Here is a 24590-nt window from a genome sequence, read left to right as displayed (position 1 = left end):
CGACTTCTGGCGGTAACATGAAGCCGATCTGATCGACCAACTCTGTCTGATGCAGAGCTGGCGCGACCGTATGGCGGTCGTGGCGTCGCTCCGCACCCCTTGAGCGGGACGCCCGGCATCTACCGCAGTTCCGCGCGAAGAGGACAGCTCTCGGCAGCCCCCGTACGCCTCCACGGCGTCCCGGGCCCGGTGCCACCAGGCGGCAGAAAGGCACGGCCGTGGCGTCCACGGTCCCCGTCCGTCCCGGATACGGACAACTGCTGCGCACCCCCGGTGCGTGGACCTTCCTGCTCCCGGGCTTCGCCGCCCGGCAGCCCTTCGCGATGCTGACCATCGGCATCGTCCTGCTCGTCCAGCACACCACCGGCTCCTACGGCAGCGCGGGCGCCGTCGCGGCCGTCTCCGGCGTCTCGATGGCCCTGTTCGCCCCGCAGAGCGGCCGGCTGGCGGACCGGTTCGGGCAGCGGACCGTGCTGCTGCCCGGCGTACTGGTGCACGCGGCGTCGGTGGGCGCGCTCACCGCGCTCGCGCTGGCGCACGCGCCCCTGTGGGCGCTCTGCGCCGCCGCCGTACCGACCGGCGCCTCGATCCCGCAGATCGGCCCCATGGTGCGCGCCCGCTGGGCGGCGCTGCTGGGGGCGGCGCCCGGCCGCCCGGCCTCCCCGCTGATGGCGACCGCCGCCGCGTTCGAGTCGGTGACCGACGAGTTCACCTTCGTGCTGGGACCGGTGCTCACCACCGCGCTCTGCACCGGCGTGCACCCGGCGGCCGGTCTGATCACCGAGGCCGCGCTGACCCTGCTCGGCGGGGTGCTCTTCGCGGCGCGGCGCTCCACCCAGCCCGCGCCGCACTCCCCCGCCGCCGACTCCGCGCCCCGCACCTCCGCCCTCGCCGTCCCCGGTGTCCGGGTGCTCGCGGTCACCTTCCTGGGCATCGGCGCGGTCTTCGGCGGCATGCAGGTCTCGCTGACCGCGTTCGCCGAGGAGATCGGCCACCCCGGGGCGAACGGCCTGCTGTACGGGGTCTTCGCCTCCGGCAACATGCTGGCCGGCATCGTCTGCGGTGCCGTCGCCTGGAAGCACGGCCCCCGCCGCCGGCTGATCGTCGGGTACGCCGCCCTGACGCTGACCGCGTCCGCGCTCTGGGCGGTGCACTCCGCACCGCTGATGGCCGGGCTGGGCTTCCTGGTCGGGCTCTCCATCGCACCGGCGCTGATCAGCGGATACACCCTGGTCGACGCGCTGGTCCCGGCCTCCGCCCGGACCGAGGCGTTCACCTGGCTGACCGGCGCGGTGGCCCTGGGGCAGGCTGCGGCCGTCACGGTGGCCGGCCGACTGGCCGACGCACGGGGCGCGAGCAGCGGATTCGTCGTACCGCTGGTGGCCACGGTGCTCGCCCTGGCGACCCTGCTGGCCCTGCGTTCGCGGCTTCTTCCGGCCGCGTCCGGACGGACCGTGGCACGTGGGATCGGTCACCGGGAGCCGGTCACGGTGGACTGATTCCACGGAATACGTCAGTATGGAACGTCGTTAGCACTCACTGAGTGAGAGTGCCAGGAGGAGCAAGTGCCGACCTATCAGTACCAGTGCACCGAATGTGGCGAAGGCCTTGAGGCGGTGCAGAAGTTCACCGATGACGCCTTGACCGTGTGCCCGAACTGCAATGGACGCCTCAAGAAGGTGTTCTCCGCGGTCGGCATCGTCTTCAAGGGTTCCGGTTTCTACCGGAACGACAGCCGTGGATCGTCGTCGAGCAGCACGCCTGCTTCGCCGTCCACCAAGTCGTCCGACTCCGCTTCGAAGTCGTCCTCGACGTCGGGTTCCGACTCGGGCTCGTCCTCGTCCTCCGCCGCGTCGGCCTCGTCGTCGGCCGGTTCGTCGTCCGCCTCGACCTCGTCGAGCGGCTCGGCCGCCTGAGGCAGCTGACCGGACCCCGCACCACCGCGCAACAGCTTCACCGCTGACACAGCTTCACCGGGACTCCGCCGATCACCTCGGCGGAGTCCTTGTGCTGTCCCCCGATGCCCTTGCTGTCCCCGGCTAGCCTGGCCGCATGGTGAACGCAGAATCGATCACGATCACGGACGCGGGCGCGGGTACGCGCGGGGCCGGGGGGACGTCATGAGCGCTGGTACGGACACGGGTTCGGCGGCAGCGGCGGGTACGGGCGGGGCCCGCGCGGAGATCGGTGTCATCGGGGGTTCGGGCCTCTACTCCTTCCTGGAGGACGTCACCGAGGTCCAGGTGAAGACGCCGTACGGGGACCCCAGCGACTCCGTGTTCCTCGGCGAGATCGCCGGGCGCCGGGTCGCCTTCCTGCCCCGGCACGGGCGCGGCCACCACCTTCCGCCGCACCGCATCAACTACCGCGCCAACCTGTGGGCGCTCCGTTCCCTCGGCGTGAGCCAGATCCTCGGCCCGTGCGCGGTCGGCGGGCTGCGGCCCGAGTACGGACCGGGCACGCTGGTCGTCCCGGACCAGCTGGTCGACCGCACCAAGGCGCGCGTCCAGACCTACTACGACGGCGAGCCGCTGCCCGACGGCACGGTGCCGAACGTCGTGCACCTCGGGTTCGCCGACCCGTACTGCCCCCGGGGGCGTGCGGCCGCGCTCGCCGCCGCACGCGGGCGGGACTGGGACGCGGTGGACGGCGGGACGCTGGTGGTCGTCGAGGGGCCGCGCTTCTCGACCCGCGCGGAATCGCGCTGGCACGCCGCGATGGGCTGGTCCGTGGTGGGGATGACGGGCCACCCCGAGGCGGTGCTCGCCCGCGAACTGGGCCTCTGCTACTCCACGATGACCCTGGTCACGGACCTGGACGCGGGGGCCGAGGCGGGCGAGGGCGTCTCCCACGAGGAGGTCCTCCGGGTGTTCGCCGACAACGTGGACCGGCTGCGTTCGGTGCTCTTCGACGCGGTGGCCCTGCTGCCCCCGGAGGAGGGCCGCGACTGCGTGTGCACGCGGGCGCTGGACGGGGTCGACACGGGGATCGTGCTGCCGTAGGGCTGGTCCCCGGCTGTTCTCGGCGTCGTGGGGATTCCGGGCTCCGGGCCTGTGGAGGCCGGCTCGGCACCCTGTTTCACCCCTGCGGGTGGCGGAGTTGTCCACAACCGGTGGGCCGTCCACCGGCCCCGGCGGGATCGGTGCGCACGGGGGATCGTGAGGGGGTCCGACCGGGGCATCCGGCGGACTTCCGCACCCAGATCCAGGTGGCGCCATGTTCACGAACACGACGACCCGTCCGTCCTCCGTCCCCGTCCCGGGCTCGGGCTCGGGCTCGGGCTCCGATCCGGGGTCCGGGGCCGGGCCCGGCCCCGGGTTCGGCCCGGGCTCCGGCTCGGGGTACGGCCCCGGCTCCGGCACCTCCGTCGCGTACGCCCGCTCCGCCGCCGAGCCCGCCCCCGGGTGGGCCCGGCCCGGCGGGACGGCCCGGCTCCCTTCACCCGTGCCACCCCGGTGCGCGGTCCCGGAGTTCGCTCCGCTGCGGGTGCGGGGCGGTGGCGGCGCGCTGCGTTTACGGCGCGCGCTGTACGGCCGGCAGCGCGCCCTGGCGGCCGGCTTCGCGCTGGCGGCAGCGGCTCTTGCCGCGTCGGGACTCGGCGCGGCGGAGGGCAGGGCGGTGGAGGACAGGGCGGTGGGGGTGGCCGGCCCGGAGCGGTCCCGTCCGCCGGTGCGCCTGGTGTCCGCGCCGGTGCGGATCGCGGACGCGGCGACGGTGCGGCTGTTGCGCCCCGGCGACCGGGTGGACGTGATCTCCGCGCCGGCGTCCGGGGGCGATGCGCGGGTGGTGGCGCGCGACGTGCGGGTCACCCGCGTTCCGGGCGCGTCCGGAAGGGTCGTACCCGGGGCGGAGGTGGCGCGGACCGATTGGCCGGCGCCCTCGGGCGCGGACGATCCGGGCGGGGGCGCGCTGGTGATGCTGTCGGTCTCCCGCGAGACGGCGGTGGCCCTGGCCGGGGCTCATGCGTCGGGCGAGCTGCTGGTGGCGGTGTCCGATGGGTGACGACACGGCCCGGGCCCGCACGCGGCACGGCGGGACACCGGGCGAGCGGCTCAGATGTGGTGCGGGGGCTTCTCGTCGAGGAAGCGGGCGAGGTCGGCGGCGCTGCCCCCGGTCGCGGGACGCTCTCCCCAGCCCTGGTCCGTGTCGTCGGACGACTGCTGGTCCAGCGGATCGCCGAAGTGCAGCTTCGGCCGCGGCCGGGTCATCTTCGGCGCGGTCTGCTCCGGCGCGGTCTGCTGCTCCGGCTGCGGCTCGCCGGGTCCGGGGGCAGGGGCGGGGGTGGTGCTCATGCCTCCAGGGTACGGCCGCCCCGCCCCCGGCCCCGCCGGACCGTACGGGCACGGCCGCCCCGGACCGTACGGGCACGTCCCACGGCGGTCCGGCGGGGGACGTGCCCAGGCGGTCAGCGGTCCTTCGGGTCCAGCCACCACAGTCCGAGGACCACCAGGAAGGACAGACACAGGAAGCCGGCGCCCCACCAGGCGGTGCCGGTGTTGCCCTCCATCCACTCGTCGATGATCACCAGCAGCCCCCAGAGCTGGCCGACGACCACGGTCATCGCCAGCACCAGGCGGGCGGTCAGCTTGGCGGACCGCTCCGGCTCCTGGTCGGTACCCGCTCCCGGCCCGGGGCCGGTGTGCCGGACGCGGGGGTCGCCGTAGCCACTGGTGGGGCGGATCTGCGGATAGCGCTCCTTGACGGGCCGGTTGAGTTCGGGCCGCGCGCTTCCCGGGTGGTAGTCGGGGTATTCCGGGACCTCGGGCGAGGGCCGTTCCTCCGTCATGCCGGATCACCTCCCCTGCCCACGCCCTTCCCCGAGCCCCTGCCGGCGCTCCCACCGGCACCGCTTCCCGAAGCTCCTCCGGCGCCGCTTCCCGCGCCGCTTCCGGAGCCCCCACCGGCGCCGCTTCCGGCGGCCCGTCCCGCGGCTCTTCCCGAGGCCCGTCCCGCGCCTCCGCCCGGACCGGCGCGGTGCGCGGACGCGGTGCCGGTGCGGACGGGCGCCTCGACGCCGCCGCTGCCGCTGCGGCCCGGTGCTTCGACGCCGTCGGTGGTGCCGGGGCAGTCGAGGCGGCCGGCCAGTCCTGGGTTGGTCTCCTCCAACTGGCGGCAGACGCCCTCCTCGATGGACTCGCCGGACCGGGTCGTGCCGATCGCCCACACGCTGCCGTCGGCCTCCTCTGAGACGACCACCTTGGGCAGCCCGCGCGGCGGCGGACCGGCGGTGACCTCGCCGGTGCGGGCGTCGAAGACGCCCTCGTGGCAGGGGCAGTACAGCTCGCCCTCGATACCCCGGTCCTTCCGCCACAGCACGGCGCAGGCGAGGTGGGTGCAGATGGCGGAGTAGCCCACGAGGGTGCCGTCGTCGAGCCGTACGGCCACCGCGCGGTCCTCCTCGCCCGGGTAGCGGAAGGCGAGGGACTCGCCGGGGAGGAGCCGGGAGGCGATCCTCTTCGGCCGGGCCGGCTTGCCGTCGTCGGTGTCGCCGTGGCGGTGCAGGATGCCCGCGGCCACCCCGATGCCGCCGACGGCCAGTCCGCCGGAGACGGTGGTGACGATCCGGAGGTAGTCGCGGCGGGTGGTGAGGGCGTCGGCGGAGATCCGGTCGTGCAGGGCTTCGCGGGGGTCGCCGCCGGTGGGCGGCCGTTCGTTGCCCGGGGGCTGTTCGGTGACGCTCATCGGCGGACGTCCTTACCGTTGATCTCGACGACGGGGAGCCCGCCGGGGACGGGCCACTGGACCTTGTCCGCGGGGACGACCATGGCGACCCCGGTGCGTACCTCGGTCGAGCCGAACACGAAGGTGTCGGCGACCTGGACCCCGGGGCGCTCCGCCTGGAGCTCCTCGACCGTTCCGTAGAAGAGGGCGCCGGTGGGGCAGACGGTGGCGCACATGGGGGCGAGGCCGTAGGCGGTGCGGTCGTAGCAGAGGTTGCACTTCAGCTGGAGCTTCGCTTCGAGGTCGATCTTGGGTACGCCGAAGGGGCAGGCGTTGACACAGTTGGCGCAGCCGATGCAGCGGGTGGTGTCGGCCTGCTGCACCACGCCGTCGGCCGTCACGAGGATGGCGTCGGCGGGGCAGACCTCGGCGCACGGGGCGACGGGGTCCTCACAGTGCATGCAGACGGTCGGAAGGGAGGCGACGGACTGGCCCTCGTCGGTGTAGTCGAGGTGGATCATCGACTTGCCGCGGTGCGAGTCGCATTCGCGGCAGGCGGAGACACAGGCCTGGCAGCCGATGCAGCGGCCGGGATCGATGAAGATCGTTCTGCCCATCACGGGGCGTCAGCTCCTCTCCGAGGTGCCACGGCCCTGGGGGGACGTGGGGGGCAGCGGGTCGGTCCGGGAGACCTGGGTCTCCGGGTACGCGACGTGCCCGGGTGCGACGGGCGGCGAGGGCACGATGTCGAGCTCGGCCGCGTGCTCGATGCGGCAGGCGCACACCTTGTACTCGGGGATCTTCGAACGGGGGTCGAGCGCGTCGATGGTGAGGGCGTTCGCGGCGGTGGGGACCGGCCAGTGGTACGGCACGAAGATCGTGTCGGGCCGGATCGCCTCGGTGACGAGGGCGGGGAAGACCTCGCTGCCGCGCCGGGTGACGACCCGTACGGGTTCGCCGGTGCGGAAGCCGTGGGACGGGTGGACCTCCGCCCAGGGGCGGGGCGTCTGCTCCACGAGGGCGCCCAGCCGGCGGGTCTGGTTGCCGGAGAGGAAGTGCGCGACGGTGCGCCCGGTGGTCAGGGACATCGGGAACTCGTCGCTGTACGGGTCCATCGGCAGGTGCCACTCCACGGCCTGGAGGTGGATCCTGCCGTCCTCGTGATAGGTCCGGCCGTCCTCGAAGAGGCGCGGGGTGCCGGGGTGGTCGGTGGAGGGGCAGGGCCAGGCGATGCCTCCGGTCTCCTCCAGCCGTTCGTAGGTGATGCCGTAGTAGTCGATGACGGTGCCCCGGGAGGCGACGCGCAGTTCGTCGAAGACCTCGCGCGAGTCGGCGAAGGCGAACTTGTCGCCGGCTCCGAGGCGCCGGGCGAGCTCGCACATCACCCAGGTGTCGGTGCGTACGCCGGGGGGCGGTTCCTGGGCCTTGTTGTGCTTGACGACGCGGGCCTCCGCGTTCGCCATCACGCCTTCGTCCTCGGCCCAGGTGGTGACGGGGAAGACCACGTGGGCGTTGGCGGCGGTCTCGGAGAGGAAGAAGTCGAACTGGGCGTGGAACTCGGTGGCGTCGTAACCCTCCTTGACCACCCGGTAGTTCGGGAGGGAGACGAAGGGGTTGTTGCAGATGCCGATCAGGCCGCGGATCTCGCGGCGCTGCATCTGCCAGACCATTTCCATCATGGAGGTTCCGGCGGTGGGGAGTTCGGACTCCTCGATGCCCCAGACCTCGCAGATCTGGCGGCGGTGCTCCTCGTTGAGGATGGAGCGTCCGCCGGGCAGCAGGTCGGCCTTCTGGCCGTGTTCCCGGCCGCCCTGGCCGTTGCCCTGGCCGGTGAGGGTTCCGTATCCGGCACCGGGTTTGCCGATGTGGCCGGTGGCGGCGCAGAGGTTGATCACGGTGAGGCAGTTCTCGACGCCCTGCGAGTGGTGCTCGATGCCCCGGGCGTGCCAGGCCATGGCCTTGGGGGCGCGGGCGAAGGCCCGGGCGACCTGGACGATCTGTTCGGCGGGGACGCCGCAGATCCCGGCCGCGCGGGACGGCGGGTACTCAAGCGCCTTGGCCTTCGCCTCCTCCCAGCCGGTGGTGTGCTCGGCGAGGTACGCCTCGTCGGTGAGTCCTTCCTCGACGATCACGCAGAGCAGGGAGTTGAAGAACGCCGAGTCGGTGCCGGGCTTGAGCGCCACGTGGATGTCGGCGGTGCGGGCGATGGCGGTCTCGCGCGGGTCGACCACGATGAGGCAGGCGCCCCGGTCCCGGGCCCCCCAGACGTACTGGGTCAGCACCGGGAAGCACTCGCCGACGTTGGAGCCGGCGATGAGCAGGCAGTCGGTGAGCAGGATGTCGGAGAAGGGGTTGCCGGCCCGGTCGATGCCGAAGGCGAGTTTGTTGGCCCCGGCGGCGCTGACCATGCAGAGCCGGCCGTTGTAGTCGACGTGCTTGGTCCTGAGCGCGACCCGGGCGAACTTGCCGACCAGGTAGGTCTTCTCGGAGAAGAGGCTGGCGCCGCCGAGGAGGCCGAACGCGTCCTTCCCGTACATCTCCTGGATGCGGCGGATCTCGGCGACGGTGAAGTCGAGCGCCTCGTCCCAGGAGACCTCGGCGAACTCCTCGTCGCGCGAGCGGCGCATCAGCGGGGCGGTGAGCCGGTCGGGGTGGTTGACCTGCTGGTAGGCGTTGATGCCCTTGGGGCAGAGGCGCATCCGGTTGATGTCGTGGTTGCGGGGTTCGACGCCGAAGACCTTGCCGCCGCGGTCGACCCGCAGGTACATCCCGCACTGGACGCCGCAGAAGCAGCAGTGGGTGGGGACGAGCGTCTCGCCGTCCTGGTCGGCGTGCCACTGGTCGGCGGGGATGCCTCCGGCGTCGCGGAACGCGCGGGTGCCGGGCGGGGCGAGGGAGGGGTCGAGAGGAACGGCGGCGCGGTGGTCGGACGGGGCGGGAGAGGCACCCCCGCCGTGGTCGGCTGCGCGCGGGTCCGCGGTCACTTGAAGCCCTTCTTCACATGGGTGAGGTAGGCGCTGCCGCGCAGCACCCGCTTGCAGCGCGGGCAGTACTCGGCCCACTCGTCGAAGTCGAGCCGCAGGTCGCGCATGGTGCCGCGCAGGTTCTCGACGTACGGCTCGGTGTCGATGGGCTGTCCGCAGCGCCGGCAGGCGAAGACCTCGTCCTCCTGGCGGGCGGTGTATTTGAACAGCTGCATGCCGACGGCGGCCGGGCGCTGGACGATGTGGAAGAACTTCCCGAACGGGATGTAGATGAGGGTGAAGACCACGGCGACCATGTGCAGGACGGCAAGGAACTCGTAGCCTCCGCCGTGCAGGAAGATCGACGAGAAGGTGAGCAGCAGCCCGGTGACGGCGATGACGATCAGCGCGATCAGCGGGACGAGGTCGTAGCCGAAACGCTGTCCGGTGCTGGCGCCGCGGTCCTTCATCCGGCGCCAGAGGAAGTACGAGGCGCCGGGGATGACGAGGACGGCCGCGAGGTCCAGACCGTGGAACATCACCCAGCCGATGAAGCTCGTCGAGTCGAAGCCGAGGATCTTGAAGCCCCAGATCCGCATCGCGTAGCCGGGGCCCGACCCGCTTCCGGAGGTGAAGGTGAACCAGCCCCAGGTCAGCGGAAAGGTGATCAGGGCCGCCAGGACGCAGCCCCAGAAGATCAGTTGGTGGGCGGCCCAGCGGGCGTGCGAGCGGGCGCCGAGGAACTTCTGGAAGCCGAGGTAGGTGGCGATCATCTTCGGCAGGGCGGTGGGGGTCCTGCGGAAGTTCTCGGCGGAGAAGAGGCTGCGCCAGCCCTGTTTGAAGAGGCGCGCGGCGCCGGGGGCGGAGATCCAGACCGTGTAGCGGTAGGCGACCCCGAAGGCCAGGAAGACGCTGGCGACGGCGTAGGGCAGCAGGGCGGAGTCGAAGTTCACCAGCAGTCGGCTGCCGAGGACGATCGCGAGGATCAGCAGGGCCGAGACGGCCGCGCCGACCAGCGTCGCCCGCGCGTTGACGGACCGGGGAAGGGCGGCTGCCGCCTTGCGCAGCGCGCCGCCCGGACCGGAGGGGGCCGGCTCTTCGGTGGTCACCCGCGCCGAGACGCCGGACGAGGAGGTCGGATCACCGTGCGTGGGTGGTACGGCGGAGGCTTCTGGTGGCTCGGTCACCCGACCACCGTAGGTAGCTCTGGGTATATTTACCCTGTTTTATGCCTCGCCTGGGTGAGCGCGTCCCCTGCATGGCGGGTCAGGCCGCCACACGTGGCTCACGGCCGTTCCGTACGGGGCGGAACGCGGCCGTACGACGTGGGGCGCGCGGCACCGGGGCTCGGGGCACGACACCCGGCACCGCGCGGTTCAGGGGCTCGGCCTCACCGCGGGGGCGGGGGCCGAACGGGGCCTGCCGGAGCAGGCGGGTCCGGGCGAGCGGGACAGGACCGCTCACCACCGGACAGGCGTCCAGCGACGGGTCACCACCGGCAGGTCACCACGGGCCCGTGGCCCCGGCCGGTTGGATCCACTGGTTCCTCCATCCATTGGACAGCGGTTTCGCGGGCGCGGCTGCCCGCGTTGGACCCCACCTGCGGGACGAACGTCCCGACGATCCCACGCACCCGGTACCGCACGCGCCCTCCGGCCTGCGGAAAGGGTCGGGACCTCGGGCCCCTCACCCTCGTGAATCATCCTGGTGAAGGCTTTCACGGGAGGTCCGGCGCCCGGCCGCCCGCCGACTCACCCCGCCCGGCGGGCAGTTCGGCCGGTTTTCCGGGCGGACTTTCGGGCGGGGCGGGAACTTTCCGCCGTCGTCCCACGTTTTTTCCAACCCCGGCGACGATGTCGGAGCCAGGGACTACGTTAAGCACGCATCACGTGACACGCGGCGACGGCCTGGAGAAAGCACCTTGAGCGATCCGTACGAGACAACCGAGCAGCACCTCGACCGACTCCTGCGACGGGCCCTCAACTCCTTCGACCTGCCCGACGGCACGGTCGAGCGGCTCGGCACGGCTCTCGCGCACAGCAGCACCCTGCACTCCTCGCACCACAGCGCGGAGTTGCACCGCGAGACGTACCGCCACACCTACCTGCTCGCCGACGGCAGCGCGCTGAGCCTCTGGGAGCTGGTGCACGGCGGCGGCCGGGACGCCCCCACCGCCCGGGAGCACGAGCTGTACGACGAGGAGGCGGACGCGCACGTCGCCGCCGCCCGGGTCACCGGCGTGTTCGCGGACACCCCGTCGTTCGCCGAGGACCTGCCCACCGTCGACCTGGACGCCCTGAACGCGCTGATGGCCGCTCCCCCGGGCCCGCAGCCCCGGACGTACGCGCCGGACAACAGCGCCGACCACGCCCGCCGGGTGCTGCGCCGCGCGGAGAACCCGGACCGCCCCGGCGACGCCACGGCCCGGCTGCTCCGCTCGGCCTTCGCCCACCACATCACCCAGATCTTCGGCCGGCAGTTCCGGGTGGGCGACCACGACGCCGGGTTCACCCTCTACGAGCACGCGTTCCTGCTCTTCGACGGCAGTGAGACCAGCCTCTGGGAGGTCGAGCACACCGCGACCGAGGACGGCCGCCACATGTGCGAGGTCTACACGGACGAGCAGACCGCCCGCGACGCGATGGAGCACCGCGCCCGCATCTGAGGCCCGCGTCCGGGCCCGCATCCGAGGCCGCGTCCGGGCCCGCATCCGAGGAGTGCGCCGAGCGCCGGCAGAACGGGCCCTGGGGGGGCGCTTGAGACACCGGGGAACCCGGTGAGCCGGCCCGGGCCCTCCCACGGGCCCCGCCCCCGGCATGACCCCGGACATGAGCGAGCCCCGACGCCGGGGGGGGTGGGCGCCGGGACTCGGTTCAGGGGACCGGTGCGAAGACCGGTCGTCGGGCCGGTGCGAACCGGCTTGATGGGGAGATTACGGGTTATTGGCTCACGCCGCAGCGTCAAAGCCCGTGTCGCGCGCCATTCGCTTCAATTCGACCAACGCGTGCTTCTCGATCTGGCGGATCCGCTCGCGCGTCAGACCGTGTTCCTTGCCCACTTCGGTCAGCGTCCGCTCGCGGCCGTCCTCGATGCCGTACCGCATCCGGATGATGGAGGCGGTGCGGTTGTCGAGCTTGCCGATCAGCTCCTCCAGCTCCTCGCTGCGCAGCAGTGACATGACGGACTGCTCGGGCGAGACCGCGGAGGTGTCCTCCAGCAGGTCGCCGAATTGCGTGTCGCCGTTGTCGTCGACCGGCATGTTGAGGCTGACCGGGTCGCGGGCCCAGTCCAGGACGTTGCTCACGCGCTCGGGGTCGGATCCCAGCTCCGCGGCGATCTCCGCGTGCTCCGGGTCGCGCCCGTGCTCGCGGTTGAACTCGCGCTGGACCCGGCGGATGCGGCCCAGCTCCTCCACCAGGTGGACGGGGAGGCGGATCGTGCGCGACTGGTCGGCTATCGAGCGGGTGATGGCCTGGCGGATCCACCAGGTGGCGTACGTGGAGAACTTGAAGCCCTTGGCGTAGTCGAACTTCTCGACCGCGCGCACCAGGCCGGCGTTCCCTTCCTGGATCAGGTCGAGCAGCGGCAGACCCGCACGGGGGTAGCGACGGGCCACGGCGACGACGAGACGGAGGTTGGAGCGGATGAAGACGTCCTTGGCGCGCTCGCTCTCGGCGAAGAGCGCTTCCAGTTCCTCGGGCTTCGCCCCTCCGGCGTCGCTCTCCACTTCACCGTCGAGGATCTTGCGGGCATAGACACCCGCCTCGATGGTCTGCGACAGCTCGACCTCCTTGGCGGCGTCGAGCAGGGGCGTTCGCGCGATCTCGTCGAGGTACATGCCGACCAGGTCGCGGTCGGCGATCTCTCCGCTTCCACCGCGAACACTGCGGGCCCGTTCGGTCCCACCGGTGGGTGACGAACGACGGGCGACGGCACGGGTTGCCATGCGTGCTCCCTTGCTGAGTAGGTCGCGACACCCTTTCGGGTGCCCTGCATCCGATGGAAACAACGACTGGAATCCGGACAGAATTCCCCAGCACCGGCTTCAGTTTCGCGATCATGCAGTACCCTGTCGGCCGCCGACAGGAGGACGGATGTCTCACATACCCTCGGACGCGCAGGTCAGACCCGGTACGGAGGGTGATCTGGAAGCCCTCACGGACATCTACAACCATTACGTCCGTGAGACCGCGCTCACATTCGACGTAACCCCCTTCACCGCCGGTGAGCGCCTGCCCTGGCTGCGCGCCCATCCGGTCCACGGCCCCCACCGCCTGCTCGTCGCCGAGGACACCCGTACCCCAGCACCCGGCGGGAGGCGGGTGCTGGGGTACGCCACCAGCAGCGCGTTCCGCCCCAAGGCGGCGTACGGGACATCGGTCGAGGTCAGCGTCTACTGCGCGCCGGACGCGACGGGCCGGGGCATCGGGACGCTGCTGTACACGGCGCTCTTCGAGGCGCTGGCCGGCGAGGACCTGCACCGCGCGTACGCGGGCATCGCCCAGCCGAACGAGGCGTCCGGGCGCCTCCACGCGGCCTTCGGCTTCCGCCTGCTCGGCACGTACACCGAGGTGGGGCGGAAGTTCGGGCGGTACTGGGACGTGAGCTGGTTCGAGAAGCCGCTGTAGGGCCGTACGCTCTCCGGCTCAGCCGAACTGGACGGATCGCTTGGCCAGCCCCAGCCAGAAGCCGTCGATCACGCTGCGGCCCCGGTCGAGCTCGCCCTCGGAGGCGCCCAGCGTCACGAAGAGTGGCGCGAAGTGTTCGGTACGGGGGTGGGCGAGGCGGCCGGCCGGGGACTTCCGCTCGAAGTCGAGCAGCGCGTCGATGTCCTGCGCCTGCAGGGCCCGGTTCCCCCAGTCGTCGAACTCCGCCGACCAGCCCGGGGTGCCGCCCCCGGTGTGACGGAGCGCGGCGAGGTTGTGGGTGAAGAAGCCACTGCCCACGATCAGCACGCCCTCGTCGCGCAGCGGGGCGAGCTTGCGGCCGATCTCCATCAGCTTCCGCGGGTCGAGCGTGGGCATGGAGATCTGGAGCACCGGGATGTCGGCGCCGGGGAACATCTCCACCAGCGGGACGTAAGCGCCGTGGTCGAGGCCGCGCTCCGGGATGTCCTGGACCGGGTTGCCCGCGGCGCGCAGCAGCTTGCGGACGTCCTCGGCCAGCTTCGGGGCGCCCGGGGCCGCGTACTCCACCTGGTAGTAGTGCTCGGGGAAGCCCCAGAAGTCGTGGACGAGCGGCACGGTCGTGGTGGCGCCGATCGCGAGGGGGGCCTCCTCCCAGTGGGCGGAGACGATCAGGATCGCGCGCGGGCGGGGCAGATCGGCGGACCAGGCTGCCAGCTCGTCGGTCCAGACCGGGTCGTCGGCGAGCGGCGGGGCGCCGTGCGAGAGGTAGAGCGCGGGCATGCGCTCGGTGGTGGTGGTCATGACGCTCCCCATCCTTGAAACTTCAAGTTCCTATGGGTACGACCGTAACGCGAGCTAGTTCAACTTTCAAGGAAAGTCGTAGAGTGGTCTCATGACCACGGCACCCACGACCGGCACCCGGTGGCTCACCGACGACGAGCAGCGCGTCTGGCGTGCCTACATCCAGACCACCACGCTGCTGGAGGACCATCTCGACCGCCAGTTGCAGCGCGACGCGGGCATGCCGCACCTCTACTACGGACTGCTCGTCCAGCTCTCCCAGTCGCCCGGGGGGCAGCTGAGGATGACGGAGCTGGCGAAGGACGCCAAGATCACCCGTTCCCGCCTCTCGCACGCCATCGCCCGGCTGGAGAAGAACGGCTGGGTGCGCCGGGAGGACTGCCCGACCGACAAGCGCGGCCAGAACGCGGTGCTCACCGAGGAGGGCCACGCGATGCTGCGGCGCTCGGCGCCGGGCCATGTCGCCGCCGTCCGGCAGGCGGTGTTCGACCGGCTCACCCCCGAGCAGGTGCGCAGGCTCGGCGAGATCATGGGGATCCTCGCCGCCGAACTGCAGCCGGACCGCTCGGACGCGGACCTGCCCTGGCTCCGCTGACGGCGGTGGCGAGCCCGGAGCCGGCAGCGGCGGGAGCGGATACGGATCTGCCCCGGTTCCGCCGCACGAGCGGCGGGACCGGGGCAGGAGGACCGGGCGCGGATCAGCCGAGCCGCTGATCCGCTGATCCGCTGATCAGTGCGCGATCACCGGGACCTTGAACTCGTCCTCCTCGGCGTCACGCGTGCCGCCGCCCTGGCCCACCGGGCCGGTGCCGGGCTTGCCGGCGTTGATCAGGGTGAAGGCGATGGCGGAGGCGACGACGAGGATGCCGACCGCCCACCAGATCGCGCTGGAGAAACCGTTCACCATGGCCTGGAGCTGGAGCAGCTTCGGGTCGGTGGCACCGGCCGCGTGGTCGGTGATGAACGCGGTGGTGGCGCTGGCGGCGATGGTGTTCAGCAGCGCGGTACCGATGGCGCCGCCGACCTGCTGCGAGGTGTTGACCATCGCGGAGGCGACGCCCGCGTCACGCGGCTCGATGCCGTGCGTGGCCATGGACATGGCCGGCATGAACGCGGTGCCCATGCCGAGGCCGAGCAGGACCATGCCCGGCAGGATGACACCGGCGTACGAGGAGTCGATCTCCAGGCGCGTCAGCAGCAGCATGCCGACGGCGGCCAGCAGGAAGCCCGGCCCCATCAGCAGGCGCGGCGGCACGCGGGTCATCAGGCGGGCGCCGATCTGCGTGGAGCCCGTGATCATGCCCGCGACCATCGGCAGGAAGGCGAAGCCGGTCGAGAGCGAGCTGTACCCCTTGACCACCTGGAGGTAGTAGGTGAGGAAGAGGAAGAGGCCGAACATGCCGATGACGGCGAGGCCCAGCGAGAGGTAGATGCCACCGCGGTTGCGGTCGGCGAGCACCCGGAGCGGCAGCAGCGGCGACTGGACGCGGGACTCGACCAGGATGAAGGAGGCGAGCAGCACGACGGCCGCGACGAACGAACCGACCGTCAGCGCGTCCGACCAGCCGGCCGACTCGGCGCGGGTGAAGCCGTAGACCAGCGAGACCAGGCCGAGGGTGGAGAGCAGCACGCCCGGGATGTCGAGCGAGGAGCGGTTGCGGGTACCGGCGCGCTCGTGGATGAAGAAGTACGCGCCGACCGCGGCGACGATCGCGAACGGGATGTTGACGAAGAAGGTCCAGCGCCAGTTCAGCGAGTCGGTGAGGAAGCCGCCGAGCAGCAGGCCGACCGCGCCGCCACCACCGGCGATGGCGCCGAAGATGCCGAACGCCTTGGCGCGCTCCTTGGCGTCGGTGAACGTCACGGCGAGCAGCGAGAGGGCCGCCGGCGCGAGGAGGGCGCCGAAGACGCCCTGGAGGGCGCGGGAGCCGAACATCATCGCCTGGTTGGTGGCCGCGCCACCGAGAGCGGAGGCGAGCGCGAAGCCGATCAGGCCGATGGTGAAGGTGCGCTTGCGGCCGAACAGGTCGGAGATCCGGCCGCCGAAGAGCAGCAGCCCGCCGAAGGCGAGGGCGTAGGCCGTGATGACCCACTGCTTGTTGGCGTCGGAGATGCCGAGGTCCACCTGGGCCTTGGGCAGCGCGATGTTCACGATGGTCGCGTCGAGCACGACCATCAGCTGGGCGAGGGCGATGAAGGCCAGGGCCTTCCACCGCCCGGGGTCGGGAGCCGGGATTCCGGCGTTCTTCGGCAGGGTCTGGGACATGGGAGTGGCCACCTAAGGACATGCGCGGGATCGGCGGGACCGTCGCTCGCGAAGGGTTCGTGCGGTGCACGCGTGGGACGTACGTGCGCTGCGGGCGTGGGACGCGCCTGCGGTGCACGCGGAGGACGTGACGGGCGCGCGCGAACGCACCCGTACACGGGTGAAGAAGGGACGAATCATCTGGGAACGGCTGTCGGGACGGGCTCCACGGGACGCGGGGGCGGGCGGTCGGACGCCCGGTGCGGCGGGCGGGCACGGGGCGGGAGCGGCGCCGCGCGAGCGGGCGCACTCCCCCCGGGGGCGCGGGCCGTGCGGCCCGGTCCCGGTCACCGGCGACGTTGCCGGTCCCGTGGGAAGCGAAGAGAGATTCGGGGAAGAACGGAAGGAAACAGGGAGAAAAAGTCGGGAAGCGGGAAAACTTCGGACAGCAGGGGGTCCGGGGCAGCGGCTGGGAGGGGGCGCGTGTGGCGTCAGCGCCGCCGCAGGTCCTCCAAGGTCGCTGCCGTACCGGGGAGTTCGGAGCGGGCCGGGGTCCGCAGTCCGTCCAGGAACAGTTGCAGATGACGGTGGGCGAACTGGTCGATCTCCACGCACGCGACGCCGGGGAGGGGCCGGGTGAGCTGGGAGAGGGCGATCATCAGGTCACCGACCGCGATGTCGGTGCGCAGCCGCCCGGAGGTCATGGCCCGCCGCACGAGTTCTTCGACGGCCTCTTCGAGGTGCCGGCGTTCGGCGAGCAGTTCGGGATGGGCTTTGTCGAACGTACCGGAGAGCAGGGGGCACAGGGCCCCGACGCGTTCGTCGGCCGCCGCGTGCACGAAGCGGCTGAGCGCGTCGAACGTGTCGCTCTCCTCGGCCATGGCCTCTTCGGCCCGGTCGGCGGTACGGGACAGGACCGCGAGGACCACCTCGTGGGTCAGCGCGGCCCGGTCGGGGAAGTTCCGGTAGAGCGTGGCGTTGCCGACGCCGGCCCTCCGGGCGACGTCGTCGAGGGGCACGTCCGGCCCGAGCTCGACGAACATCTCCCGGGCGGCCGTGACGATCCGCTCGCGGTTGCGCAGCGCGTCGGCCCGCGGGCGGGACGTACGGCGCCGGCAGTCCGGTGCGGTTCGAGCGACGGTCTCCACGACGTGGACCTTCTCCGTGTACGAGTACGGGCGGCCTCCGGTCGCAACCGGGGACCACGCCCCCACTTCGCGGGGACACAGGTTCAAACGGGGAAAGGGTCCCCGGTTATTTCACCCCCTCATGTGACCTGCGTCACGGATGGCCCCGGCGGGGAAAACCCTCCGATCGGCTTACCCAACGAGCGGGCCCGGGCGGTCGGACAGAGGCTGACGCCAGAGCGCAGTCCGGGTCGGCCGGCTGCCGCGTACCCCGGAGGCGCGCCCATGCAGCACCCTCGCCGAGGGATACGCAGCTGTCGCCGCCCGCTCGCCCTCGCGGGGGCGTCCGCCCTGGTCATCGCCACGCTGGCCTCCGCGAGCACCGCCCTGCCGGACGCGAACCAGGCCTCGGCGGGCCCGGCCTCCCTCACCCGCGCGTCCGCGCTCGGCCCGTGCCGGATATCCGCCGCCCTGGGCGTGCAGATGTCGGAAGGCATGCCGACGCCGCCGGGATACGCCCACTCCACCGGCAAGGTTCGGGCCCTGAACCTCATGATCGACTTTCCGGACGCGCAGGGCAGCGGGAGTGCGGCGGACCGGATGGCGGAGTTCTTCCCGCAGACCTCGGACTGGTTCCGCAGGAGCTCGTACGGGCGGCTCGACTATGTGCCCGAGGCGCCGGTGAAGGGCTGGCTGCGGATGCCGCTGCCGTTCGCGGAGTACGGGATAGAGCGCGGCTCACCGTACGAACCCGGCTACCGGCAACTGGTGTCGGACATCGTCGAGGCCGCCGACGCGCGCGTGGACTTCTCCCAGTACGACCTGGTCAACGTGCTGGTCACACCGAACGCGGGCCCCTCGGCCCTGGACACCGTGCTCTCCGTGACCTTCCCCGACAACAGCGAGGCGCCGCGCGCCGACGGCGTACCGCTGGCCAACACCTCGTTCGTCTACAGCCGTCAGGACGACGGCTCGGGCTCCTACGCCCGGACCGGCTACCGGGTGCTCCCCCACGAGAACGGCCATGTCTTCGGCCTGCCCGACCTCTACACGGCGGAGGGCGGCGGCACGGTCGGACACTGGGACATCATGTCCGAGGACTGGGGCGCCAACAACGACTTCCTCGGCTGGCACAAGTGGAAGCTGGGCTGGCTCGACAACGGGCAGATCGCCTGCGCCTCGGAGTCCGGCACCACCGAGGAGACGCTCGAACCACTGGAGACCGACGGGGGCACCAAGCTCGCGGTCGTCCCGCTGAGCGAGGAGTCCGGGTACGTCCTGGAGGTGCGCACCCCGGCCGGGAACGACGAGGCGGTCTGCCGGCCGGGGGTGCTGATCTACCAGGTGGACGCGGACGTGGAGACGGGCCAGGGGCCGGTCTCCGTCGCGGACAGCACCGACGACAGCGGCGGCTGCACCCGTCGGCCCAATGTGCACGCGGAGCTCTCCGACGCGCCGTTCCAGCCGGGCGAGACCTTCACCGACCGGGCCAACGGCATCCGGGTGTCCGTGCTCGGCAAGGACGGCGACGGCGAGTACCGGGTCCGGATCACCCGGCCCTGACCGCACCCGGCGGGTCCGGGTGCGTGGGCGGGTCCCCGTGCGTGGGCGGGTCCGGGTGCGCCCCCGTCCCGCCGGAGGCCCGGGCCGGTCGCACCACCCCGGCCCCGCCGGAGACCCGGGTCAGTCGCGCAACACGTCGATCACGCTGCTGAGATGGGCCCGGACGGCCTCCTCGGCCGCCTGCGGCTCCCCGGCCACGATCGCCTCGATCATGGTCAGGTGCTCGCTCAGGGACTGCTGGGGACGGCCGGGCCGCAGGGCCAACTGGAACTGGTGGCGCACCAGTTGGCCGTTGAGTCGCTCCAGGAGCTCCACGGCGGTCCGCTGGCCCGAGAACTCCCGCACGCAGGTGTGGAGTTGGTGGTTCAGCTCGGAGTAGGTGAGGGGATCGCCGTCCGCCACCGCCTTGGCCATCGCCTCGCCCAGGCCGGTCAGCTCCTCGCGCTGCGCCCCGGTGGCCAGGACCGCCGCCTTGGCCGCGCACAGCCCTTCGAGTGCCATGCGGCACTCGGTGATGGCCACCGCCTCCTCCACGGACACCACGCGCACCCGGGACCCGCGGTTGCGGATCCGCTCCACCAGCCCCTCCGCGGCGAGGTCGATCAACGCCGCACGGATGCTGGCCCGTGTCACACCGAACTGCTCGGCGAGTTCGTTCTCCACCAGGCGCTGGGCCGGTGCCATCTCGCCCCGCAGAATCGCCCGCCGGAGCCGGGACAGGGCCAGTTGCTTGGCCTGCTCCCCGCTGCCCGGACTGGCTTCCTTCGGCATTCGTGCCCTCCCTGGATGAGTGCTTGTCCACGCCCAATCTAGGCCAACAGGATTGTCGCCAATTTTGTCCCCGATGGCGCGGGGTCATCGGGGGACGGGTCGGGGGAGGTACGGGCCGGGGGCCAGGGGGCCCGCGGCGCTACCCTTCCGGTGACCGCGCACCAGGGGAGGGCGAAGTCCGTGGAACACCGCACCGCACACCGCCCCGCCCCCCGGGTGACCGTGGTCTGTCCGACGTACAACCGGTCGGAGGCGATCATCCGGACCATCGACTCCGTCCGGGCCCAGACCGTCGAGGAGTGGGAGCTGCTGGTCGTCTCGGACGGCTCCGACGACGACACCGAGGCGTGGGTGGCACGGGCCGCCCGGGAGGACTCCCGGGTGCGACTGATCCGTCTCGCCCGGACCGGCCATCCGAGCGGCCCGCGCAACGCCGGAGTGGCCGAGGCCCGGGGCGCGTACACCGCCTACCTCGACCACGACGACACCTGGTACCCGCACCACCTCCGTACCCTCCTCGAACTGCTGGAGGGCGGCGCCGACTTGGCGGCCACCGGGTGCGAGTACCGGGACGCGGCCGGGGGTGTCGTCGCGGGGCTTCCGCCGCTCTCCTGCTGCTGGCACCCTCAACTCCAGCTGATGGGGCCGAGGTTCGAGCCCTCCCGGGTGGCGCACCGCAGCGGGATCGTGGAGGCGGTGGGCGGCTGGCGGACGGGTGCGGGGCTGGAGGACTGGGACCTCTGGCTGCGCCTCGCCGACGCGGGACACACCTTCGCGACCGTGCTGGAGCCCACCGCGGCCCTCCTCACGGACGGCGGGACCCGCCGGCACCGGATGCCCCGCCCTCACCGGATGCCGCTCGTCCACCTCGACGACGCGCGGGCCGCGCACGCGCTGCTCGGGGAGTTGCGCGCGGGGAGGCACGACGAGACGTTCCGCGCGGCCTGCCGGGACGACATGCGGGAGTGGTACGCGCGGATGGTGCGGGACGGCGGTTTCGTACGCCCCGCGGACTGGCACGGCGACCTGGGGGACGAGATCGACCGGGTGGTCGGGGGGACGGGCAGGCTCTTCGAGGAGCTGGTCCTCGTGCCCGACGGGGGCCGCTTCGCGCTCGCCCGCAACCTCCTCTGCGCCCGCCCCGACCACGCCCGCCGCGCCACCTCCCTGCTGCCCGCCGTCCAGCCCCGCCAGTTGCGGCTGCTGGCGGACCTGGCGGAACGGGCAGGGCAGGCAGGGCAGAGGGAACGGGCGGGGCAGGCGGACGGAACGGACGGCGGGGCGCGCGGAAGAAGCGGCCCGGCAGCGGGCCTGAGCCGCTCGGATCCCGCCTTCGTCCCGGGCCGGCAGCGCGGCCCGGGGGCGGGTGGCCGCTCTGCGTCCCCGGAGTGACACGTGGGGGAACCGGGCGCACGCGCGGGGCGTGATGAGGGAAAGTCGGGGGCGCGGCGCGGACACGTCGCGGGCGACGAGGGAAGAGGGATCCGATGGACACGGGACTGACGGTCGGCGAGCGGATCGCGCTGCTCGGGCTGGACCAGCTGGACGGCGCACCGCACGACGCGCTGCGGGTCGGCGCCGCTGTCGCGGCGGCCCCACTGCTCCAACTCGTACGCTGCGGTGGGGTGGTGGCCGAGGGCGGCAGGCTCGTCGCCGCCGACCGGCCGGCCCCTCGGGAGCCGCTCGCCGCCGCCGTGGCGGCCCAGGTGCGCGAACACCCCGAGGCCCGGCCGCAGGCCTGGCTGCTGGCCGTGCGCGACCAGGCGGTCACCGCCGCGTACGACGGGCTCCAGGCCAAGGGCGTGGTCCGTCGGGAGGGCCGCAAGCTGCTCGGCGCCTTCGGCTCCTACCGCTACCCGGTCACCGACGCCTCGGTGCCTCAGGCCCTGCGGCGCGAGCTTGCCGGGGTGGTGCTCGACGGGGCGCCGGCCGGACCGGAGACGGCGGAGCTGATCACGCTCCTCCACCACGCGGGCCTGCACGCCCGCGCCCTGCCGGACGCCGACCCCGCCGAGGTGAAGGAGCGCATGGGCGAACTGGCCGCCAGGACCGGCGCGTCCGGAGCGGTGGGCGAGGCCGTCTCGGCGGCGCTCGCCTCCCTGACCGTGCTGCTGGTGAGCGTCCCGGGCATCGCGGCGGGCTGACGGATCGCGCCCGGGAGGTCGTTCGGCGCAGAACGATGCCCTTGTCCGTGGAACGGAGCGCCTCGTCGAGGAGGCCGTACCCGGGTCCGTCACGCCGAAATCGGGTCGACACCCGTTCCCTGCCGCGGGAGACTCCTCGCGATGAATCGACGAACCGACACACCTCCCGCGTGGGACGAGCGCACGCAGCTGGCCACCTTCCTGGACTACGCCCGTGACACCGCGCGAGCCAAGTGTGAGGGCGTGTCCGCCGCGGACGCCCGCAAGGCCCCGCTCCCGGCCTCACCGCTGATGACGCTGTGCGGCCTGATCAGCCATCTGCGTTGGGTCGAGTACTACTGGTTCCAGGTGGTGTTTCTGGGCGAGGAGCTCGCGGGGCCGCTCGCGGAGGCGACCGACGACGATCCCGACCCCGAGATGCGGACAGCGGTCGACATCCCGTTGCCCCGGCTTCTCGCCGACTACGAGGAGCAGAGCGCCCGCTACCGTCGCCTGGTCTCGGACCACGAGCTGGACTCGACGGCCGAGCGTTCCCTCAGCGACGGCCGCCACGTCGACCTCCGGTGGGTGATCCTCCACGTCATCGAGGAGACGTCCCGCCACAACGGCCACCTCGACGTCGTGCGTGAGCTCGTCGACGGGCGGACCGGCGCCTGAGACCTGCCGTGCCGGACGCCGCGAACCGGCCAGGACGCACCAGGCACGACACGGACTTGGGCCGTGCCTGGCCATGCGCGTCGGATCAGCGGCCGGGGAGCATCGAGAGGGCCTGGGAGCGCTTCGCGACGAGGTCGTCGTACGTACCGTCGCGCTCGGCCCAGCGGTGCGTGAGGACCCGCTCGACCAGGATCTCGTCGGGGGTGGGGTCCTGCGCGAGCAGCCCCATGACCTCGGTGGCGAAGGCGTCGAGCGGCAGCGCCTGCGGGTTCACCTTCTCCTGTCCCGCCGTGGCGACGGCCGGGGGGACGAGTTCGACGACACCGACGCCGGTGCCGTCCAGCTGGGCGCGCAGCGCCTCGGAGTAGGCGTGCACCGCGGCCTTCGAGGCGGCGTAGCTGGGCATCGGCGGGAACGGCAGGAAGGCGATGCCGGAGGTGACGGTGACGAAGGTGCCGGCGCCCCGCCCGACCAGATGCGGGGTGAAGGCGTCGATCACCCGGATGGTGCCGACCAGGTTGGTGTCGATCGTCGTCCGCGCCGCCTCGAAGTGCGCGGGGTCGCGCAGGTCCTCCAGGACCATGACGCCCGACATGGTCACCACGGTGTCCAGCTCGGGGTAGCGAGCGAGCACGGCGTCACGGGCGGCGGCGACGGAGTCACCGTCGGTGACGTCGACGGCGAAGGTGCCGAAGCCTTCGTCGGAGAGTTCGGCGAGCGCCTCGGCGCTGCGGCCGCCGACGGCCACGGTGCTGCCCGCCGCGGCGAACCGCCGGGCCAGTTCCCGGCCGATGCCGGACGTTCCGCCGACGACGAGAACGGTGCGCTGGGAGAGATCCACGAGGTCTTCCTTCGGTTGGGGCACCCGCGGGGCCGGAAGGGGCAGAGCGCCCGCGGGGCCGTTCAGCAGCGATCCCTGTCCTGGTGGACAGTGCTGCCGCAACTCTCCGCGCCATCCGCCGGGCGGGGCAGTACCCCCGTCCTCCCTGGTCCTGCCAGGGCCCCCTCAGAGACGGGCGTCCCGGATTACGGTGGCCCCATGAAGGACGAGGAATCCGGCAATCAGCTCGGCAGCTACCTCCGTGCCCGGCGTGAGCTGGTCTCCCCCGAGCTGGCGGGCATCCCGCCCGGCGGCAACCGCCGGGTGCCCGGTCTGCGCCGCGAGGAGGTCGCCCTGCTCGCGGGGATCAGCCCCGACTACTACCTGCGCCTGGAACGGGGCCGCGACACGAATCCCTCGCCGCAGGTCCTCGCCTCCCTCGCGCGTGTCCTGAGGCTCGACGACGTCGAGCGGACGTACCTGCTCGGGCTCTCGGCCGCCCGCCCCAGGGCGCCGCGCCGCAAGCGCCCGGAGCACGTACCGGCGCGGGTGCACCAGCTCCTCGCGCACCTCACGGTCCCCGCGTTCGTGGAGGGGCGCGCCTTCGACGTGCTGGCCTCCAACCCCATGGCCGTCGCCCTCTCCCCGCGCTTGCGGCCCGGCCACAACCGGCTGCTCTCGCTGCTCCTCGATCCCGAGGAGCGGGCGTTCCACCAGGACTGGACGAGGGCCACCGCCGACTTCGTCGCCACCCTGCGCACCACCATCGGGGACGACACCGACAACCCCCGGTTCGTCGAACTCGTCGGAGAACTCGCACTCTCCAGCCGGCGGTTCCGCACCCTGTGGGCCCGCCACGACGTCCGCGTCCTCGACGGGGGCACCACCACCGTCCACCACCCCCTGGTCGGTGACCTCCGGCTCCACCGCGACAAACTCCCCGTCGACGACGTCATCCTCGTCGTCTACTACCCCGACAAGGACAGCGAGAGCGACGAGAAGCTGAGGCTCCTCGCCACCCTCGCGAACGAGCCCGGCGGCCCCGCGCACGAGCACGGCGGCCCCGGGCACGGACCCAGCGGCCCCGGGCACGGACCCGGCGGCCCCGCGCACGAGCACGGCGGCCCCGGGCACGAAGTCCTGCCGTAGCGGGCGGTACGGGCGGGGAGTGGGGCCCGCCGGGTCGTCGGTGCGCCACAAGGCGGCTGTC

Annotated in this window: 23 protein-coding genes and 1 pseudogene; 12 read left to right on the top strand and 12 right to left on the bottom strand. The window is 72.4% G+C overall.

The window, feature by feature from the left end; genetic code table 11:
- Positions 1-218 precede the first annotated feature (218 nt).
- The 4 genes from OG599_RS20200 (at position 219) to OG599_RS20185 (ending at position 4002) form a co-directional block, all read left to right on the top strand.
- Positions 219-1499 carry an MFS transporter gene (locus tag OG599_RS20200; RefSeq protein WP_442809472.1) on the top strand — a complete coding sequence of 427 codons (1281 nt, stop codon included), beginning with the start codon at positions 219-221 and terminating at the stop codon, positions 1497-1499.
- Positions 1500-1565: 66 nt separating this feature from the next.
- Positions 1566-1916: an FmdB family zinc ribbon protein gene (locus tag OG599_RS20195; protein ID WP_327177378.1), complete on the top strand. Its 351-nt coding sequence runs from the start codon at positions 1566-1568 to the stop codon at positions 1914-1916.
- Between the two features lie 204 nt (positions 1917-2120).
- On the top strand, positions 2121-3002 hold the full coding sequence (locus OG599_RS20190) for an S-methyl-5'-thioadenosine phosphorylase (RefSeq protein ID WP_327177377.1): 882 nt from the start codon (positions 2121-2123) through the stop codon (positions 3000-3002).
- Between the two features lie 214 nt (positions 3003-3216).
- Complete coding sequence (locus tag OG599_RS20185) at positions 3217-4002, top strand: hypothetical protein (RefSeq protein WP_327177376.1); 786 nt, start codon at positions 3217-3219, stop codon at positions 4000-4002.
- A 50-nt stretch (positions 4003-4052) separates the two neighbouring features.
- Here OG599_RS20185 and OG599_RS20180 read toward each other — a convergent pair whose 3' ends face one another.
- From OG599_RS20180 to OG599_RS20155, 6 genes and pseudogenes are all read right to left on the bottom strand, one after another.
- Positions 4053-4292: a hypothetical protein gene (locus OG599_RS20180; protein ID WP_327177375.1), complete on the bottom strand. Its 240-nt coding sequence runs from the start codon at positions 4290-4292 to the stop codon at positions 4053-4055.
- Between the two features lie 113 nt (positions 4293-4405).
- Positions 4406-4786 (bottom strand): hypothetical protein, encoded by a 381-nt coding sequence (locus OG599_RS20175; RefSeq protein ID WP_327177374.1) that lies wholly within the window; start codon positions 4784-4786, stop codon positions 4406-4408.
- Positions 4787-4968: 182 nt separating this feature from the next.
- A pseudogene (locus OG599_RS20170) lies at positions 4969-5682 on the bottom strand (Rieske (2Fe-2S) protein); the annotation flags it as partial.
- On the bottom strand, positions 5679-6281 hold the full coding sequence (locus tag OG599_RS20165) for a 4Fe-4S dicluster domain-containing protein (protein WP_327177372.1): 603 nt from the start codon (positions 6279-6281) through the stop codon (positions 5679-5681). The pseudogene OG599_RS20170 and the gene OG599_RS20165, both read right to left, overlap by 4 nt.
- Before the next feature lie 6 nt (positions 6282-6287).
- The gene (locus OG599_RS20160) at positions 6288-8645 is read right to left on the bottom strand and encodes a molybdopterin oxidoreductase family protein (RefSeq protein WP_442809471.1); all 2358 of its coding nucleotides are present in this window, start codon (positions 8643-8645) and stop codon (positions 6288-6290) included.
- Complete coding sequence (locus tag OG599_RS20155; protein WP_327177371.1) at positions 8642-9811, bottom strand: MFS transporter; 1170 nt, start codon at positions 9809-9811, stop codon at positions 8642-8644. Before OG599_RS20155 ends, OG599_RS20160 begins: the two co-directional genes overlap by 4 nt.
- A gap of 734 nt (positions 9812-10545) precedes the next feature.
- Between OG599_RS20155 and OG599_RS20150 the strand changes: the two genes are divergently transcribed.
- A complete protein-coding gene (locus OG599_RS20150; RefSeq protein ID WP_327177370.1) occupies positions 10546-11289 on the top strand; it encodes a DUF6227 family protein in 744 nt (247 codons plus the stop codon).
- A 282-nt stretch (positions 11290-11571) separates the two neighbouring features.
- Here OG599_RS20150 and OG599_RS20145 read toward each other — a convergent pair whose 3' ends face one another.
- Positions 11572-12570 (bottom strand): sigma-70 family RNA polymerase sigma factor, encoded by a 999-nt coding sequence (locus tag OG599_RS20145; RefSeq protein WP_327177369.1) that lies wholly within the window; start codon positions 12568-12570, stop codon positions 11572-11574.
- A gap of 148 nt (positions 12571-12718) precedes the next feature.
- Here OG599_RS20145 and OG599_RS20140 point away from each other — a divergent pair, with 148 nt between their 5' ends.
- Complete coding sequence (locus OG599_RS20140; RefSeq protein WP_327177368.1) at positions 12719-13252, top strand: GNAT family N-acetyltransferase; 534 nt, start codon at positions 12719-12721, stop codon at positions 13250-13252.
- A gap of 18 nt (positions 13253-13270) precedes the next feature.
- Here the strand turns inward: OG599_RS20140 and OG599_RS20135 are convergent, their stop codons facing one another.
- Complete coding sequence (locus tag OG599_RS20135) at positions 13271-14053, bottom strand: dioxygenase family protein (RefSeq protein WP_327177367.1); 783 nt, start codon at positions 14051-14053, stop codon at positions 13271-13273.
- A 91-nt stretch (positions 14054-14144) separates the two neighbouring features.
- Here OG599_RS20135 and OG599_RS20130 point away from each other — a divergent pair, with 91 nt between their 5' ends.
- Positions 14145-14648, top strand: coding sequence for a MarR family winged helix-turn-helix transcriptional regulator (locus OG599_RS20130; RefSeq protein ID WP_327177366.1), 504 nt, complete (start codon positions 14145-14147; stop codon positions 14646-14648).
- A gap of 135 nt (positions 14649-14783) precedes the next feature.
- Here OG599_RS20130 and OG599_RS20125 read toward each other — a convergent pair whose 3' ends face one another.
- Both OG599_RS20125 and OG599_RS20120 read right to left on the bottom strand, forming a co-directional pair.
- Complete coding sequence (locus tag OG599_RS20125) at positions 14784-16319, bottom strand: MFS transporter (protein ID WP_327177365.1); 1536 nt, start codon at positions 16317-16319, stop codon at positions 14784-14786.
- A gap of 470 nt (positions 16320-16789) precedes the next feature.
- Positions 16790-17446 (bottom strand): TetR/AcrR family transcriptional regulator, encoded by a 657-nt coding sequence (locus tag OG599_RS20120; RefSeq protein WP_327177364.1) that lies wholly within the window; start codon positions 17444-17446, stop codon positions 16790-16792.
- Between the two features lie 264 nt (positions 17447-17710).
- Here OG599_RS20120 and OG599_RS20115 point away from each other — a divergent pair, with 264 nt between their 5' ends.
- Entirely contained in the window at positions 17711-18988 is a 1278-nt protein-coding gene (locus tag OG599_RS20115) for a M6 family metalloprotease domain-containing protein (RefSeq protein WP_327177363.1), read from the top strand.
- Between the two features lie 120 nt (positions 18989-19108).
- Here the strand turns inward: OG599_RS20115 and OG599_RS20110 are convergent, their stop codons facing one another.
- Positions 19109-19759 carry a GntR family transcriptional regulator gene (locus OG599_RS20110; RefSeq protein ID WP_327177362.1) on the bottom strand — a complete coding sequence of 217 codons (651 nt, stop codon included), beginning with the start codon at positions 19757-19759 and terminating at the stop codon, positions 19109-19111.
- Positions 19760-19939: 180 nt separating this feature from the next.
- Here OG599_RS20110 and OG599_RS20105 point away from each other — a divergent pair, with 180 nt between their 5' ends.
- From OG599_RS20105 to OG599_RS20095, 3 genes are all read left to right on the top strand, one after another.
- Complete coding sequence (locus tag OG599_RS20105; protein ID WP_327177361.1) at positions 19940-21151, top strand: glycosyltransferase family A protein; 1212 nt, start codon at positions 19940-19942, stop codon at positions 21149-21151.
- A gap of 95 nt (positions 21152-21246) precedes the next feature.
- The gene (locus OG599_RS20100; RefSeq protein WP_327177360.1) at positions 21247-21903 is read left to right on the top strand and encodes a GOLPH3/VPS74 family protein; all 657 of its coding nucleotides are present in this window, start codon (positions 21247-21249) and stop codon (positions 21901-21903) included.
- A 141-nt stretch (positions 21904-22044) separates the two neighbouring features.
- Positions 22045-22560, top strand: a complete 516-nt coding sequence (locus tag OG599_RS20095) for a DinB family protein (RefSeq protein WP_327177359.1) — start codon at positions 22045-22047, stop codon at positions 22558-22560.
- A gap of 85 nt (positions 22561-22645) precedes the next feature.
- Here the strand turns inward: OG599_RS20095 and OG599_RS20090 are convergent, their stop codons facing one another.
- A complete protein-coding gene (locus OG599_RS20090; RefSeq protein ID WP_327177358.1) occupies positions 22646-23401 on the bottom strand; it encodes an SDR family oxidoreductase in 756 nt (251 codons plus the stop codon).
- A gap of 198 nt (positions 23402-23599) precedes the next feature.
- Between OG599_RS20090 and OG599_RS20085 the strand changes: the two genes are divergently transcribed.
- On the top strand, positions 23600-24529 hold the full coding sequence (locus OG599_RS20085) for a helix-turn-helix transcriptional regulator (protein WP_327177357.1): 930 nt from the start codon (positions 23600-23602) through the stop codon (positions 24527-24529).
- Positions 24530-24590: the final 61 nt, after the last annotated feature.

This window comes from Streptomyces sp. NBC_01335 (genome assembly GCF_035953295.1).
In the GTDB taxonomy this organism is placed as follows: domain Bacteria; phylum Actinomycetota; class Actinomycetes; order Streptomycetales; family Streptomycetaceae; genus Streptomyces.
Note: the sequence above shows the minus strand (reverse complement) of the source record. Positions and strands in the feature narration are given on the sequence as shown.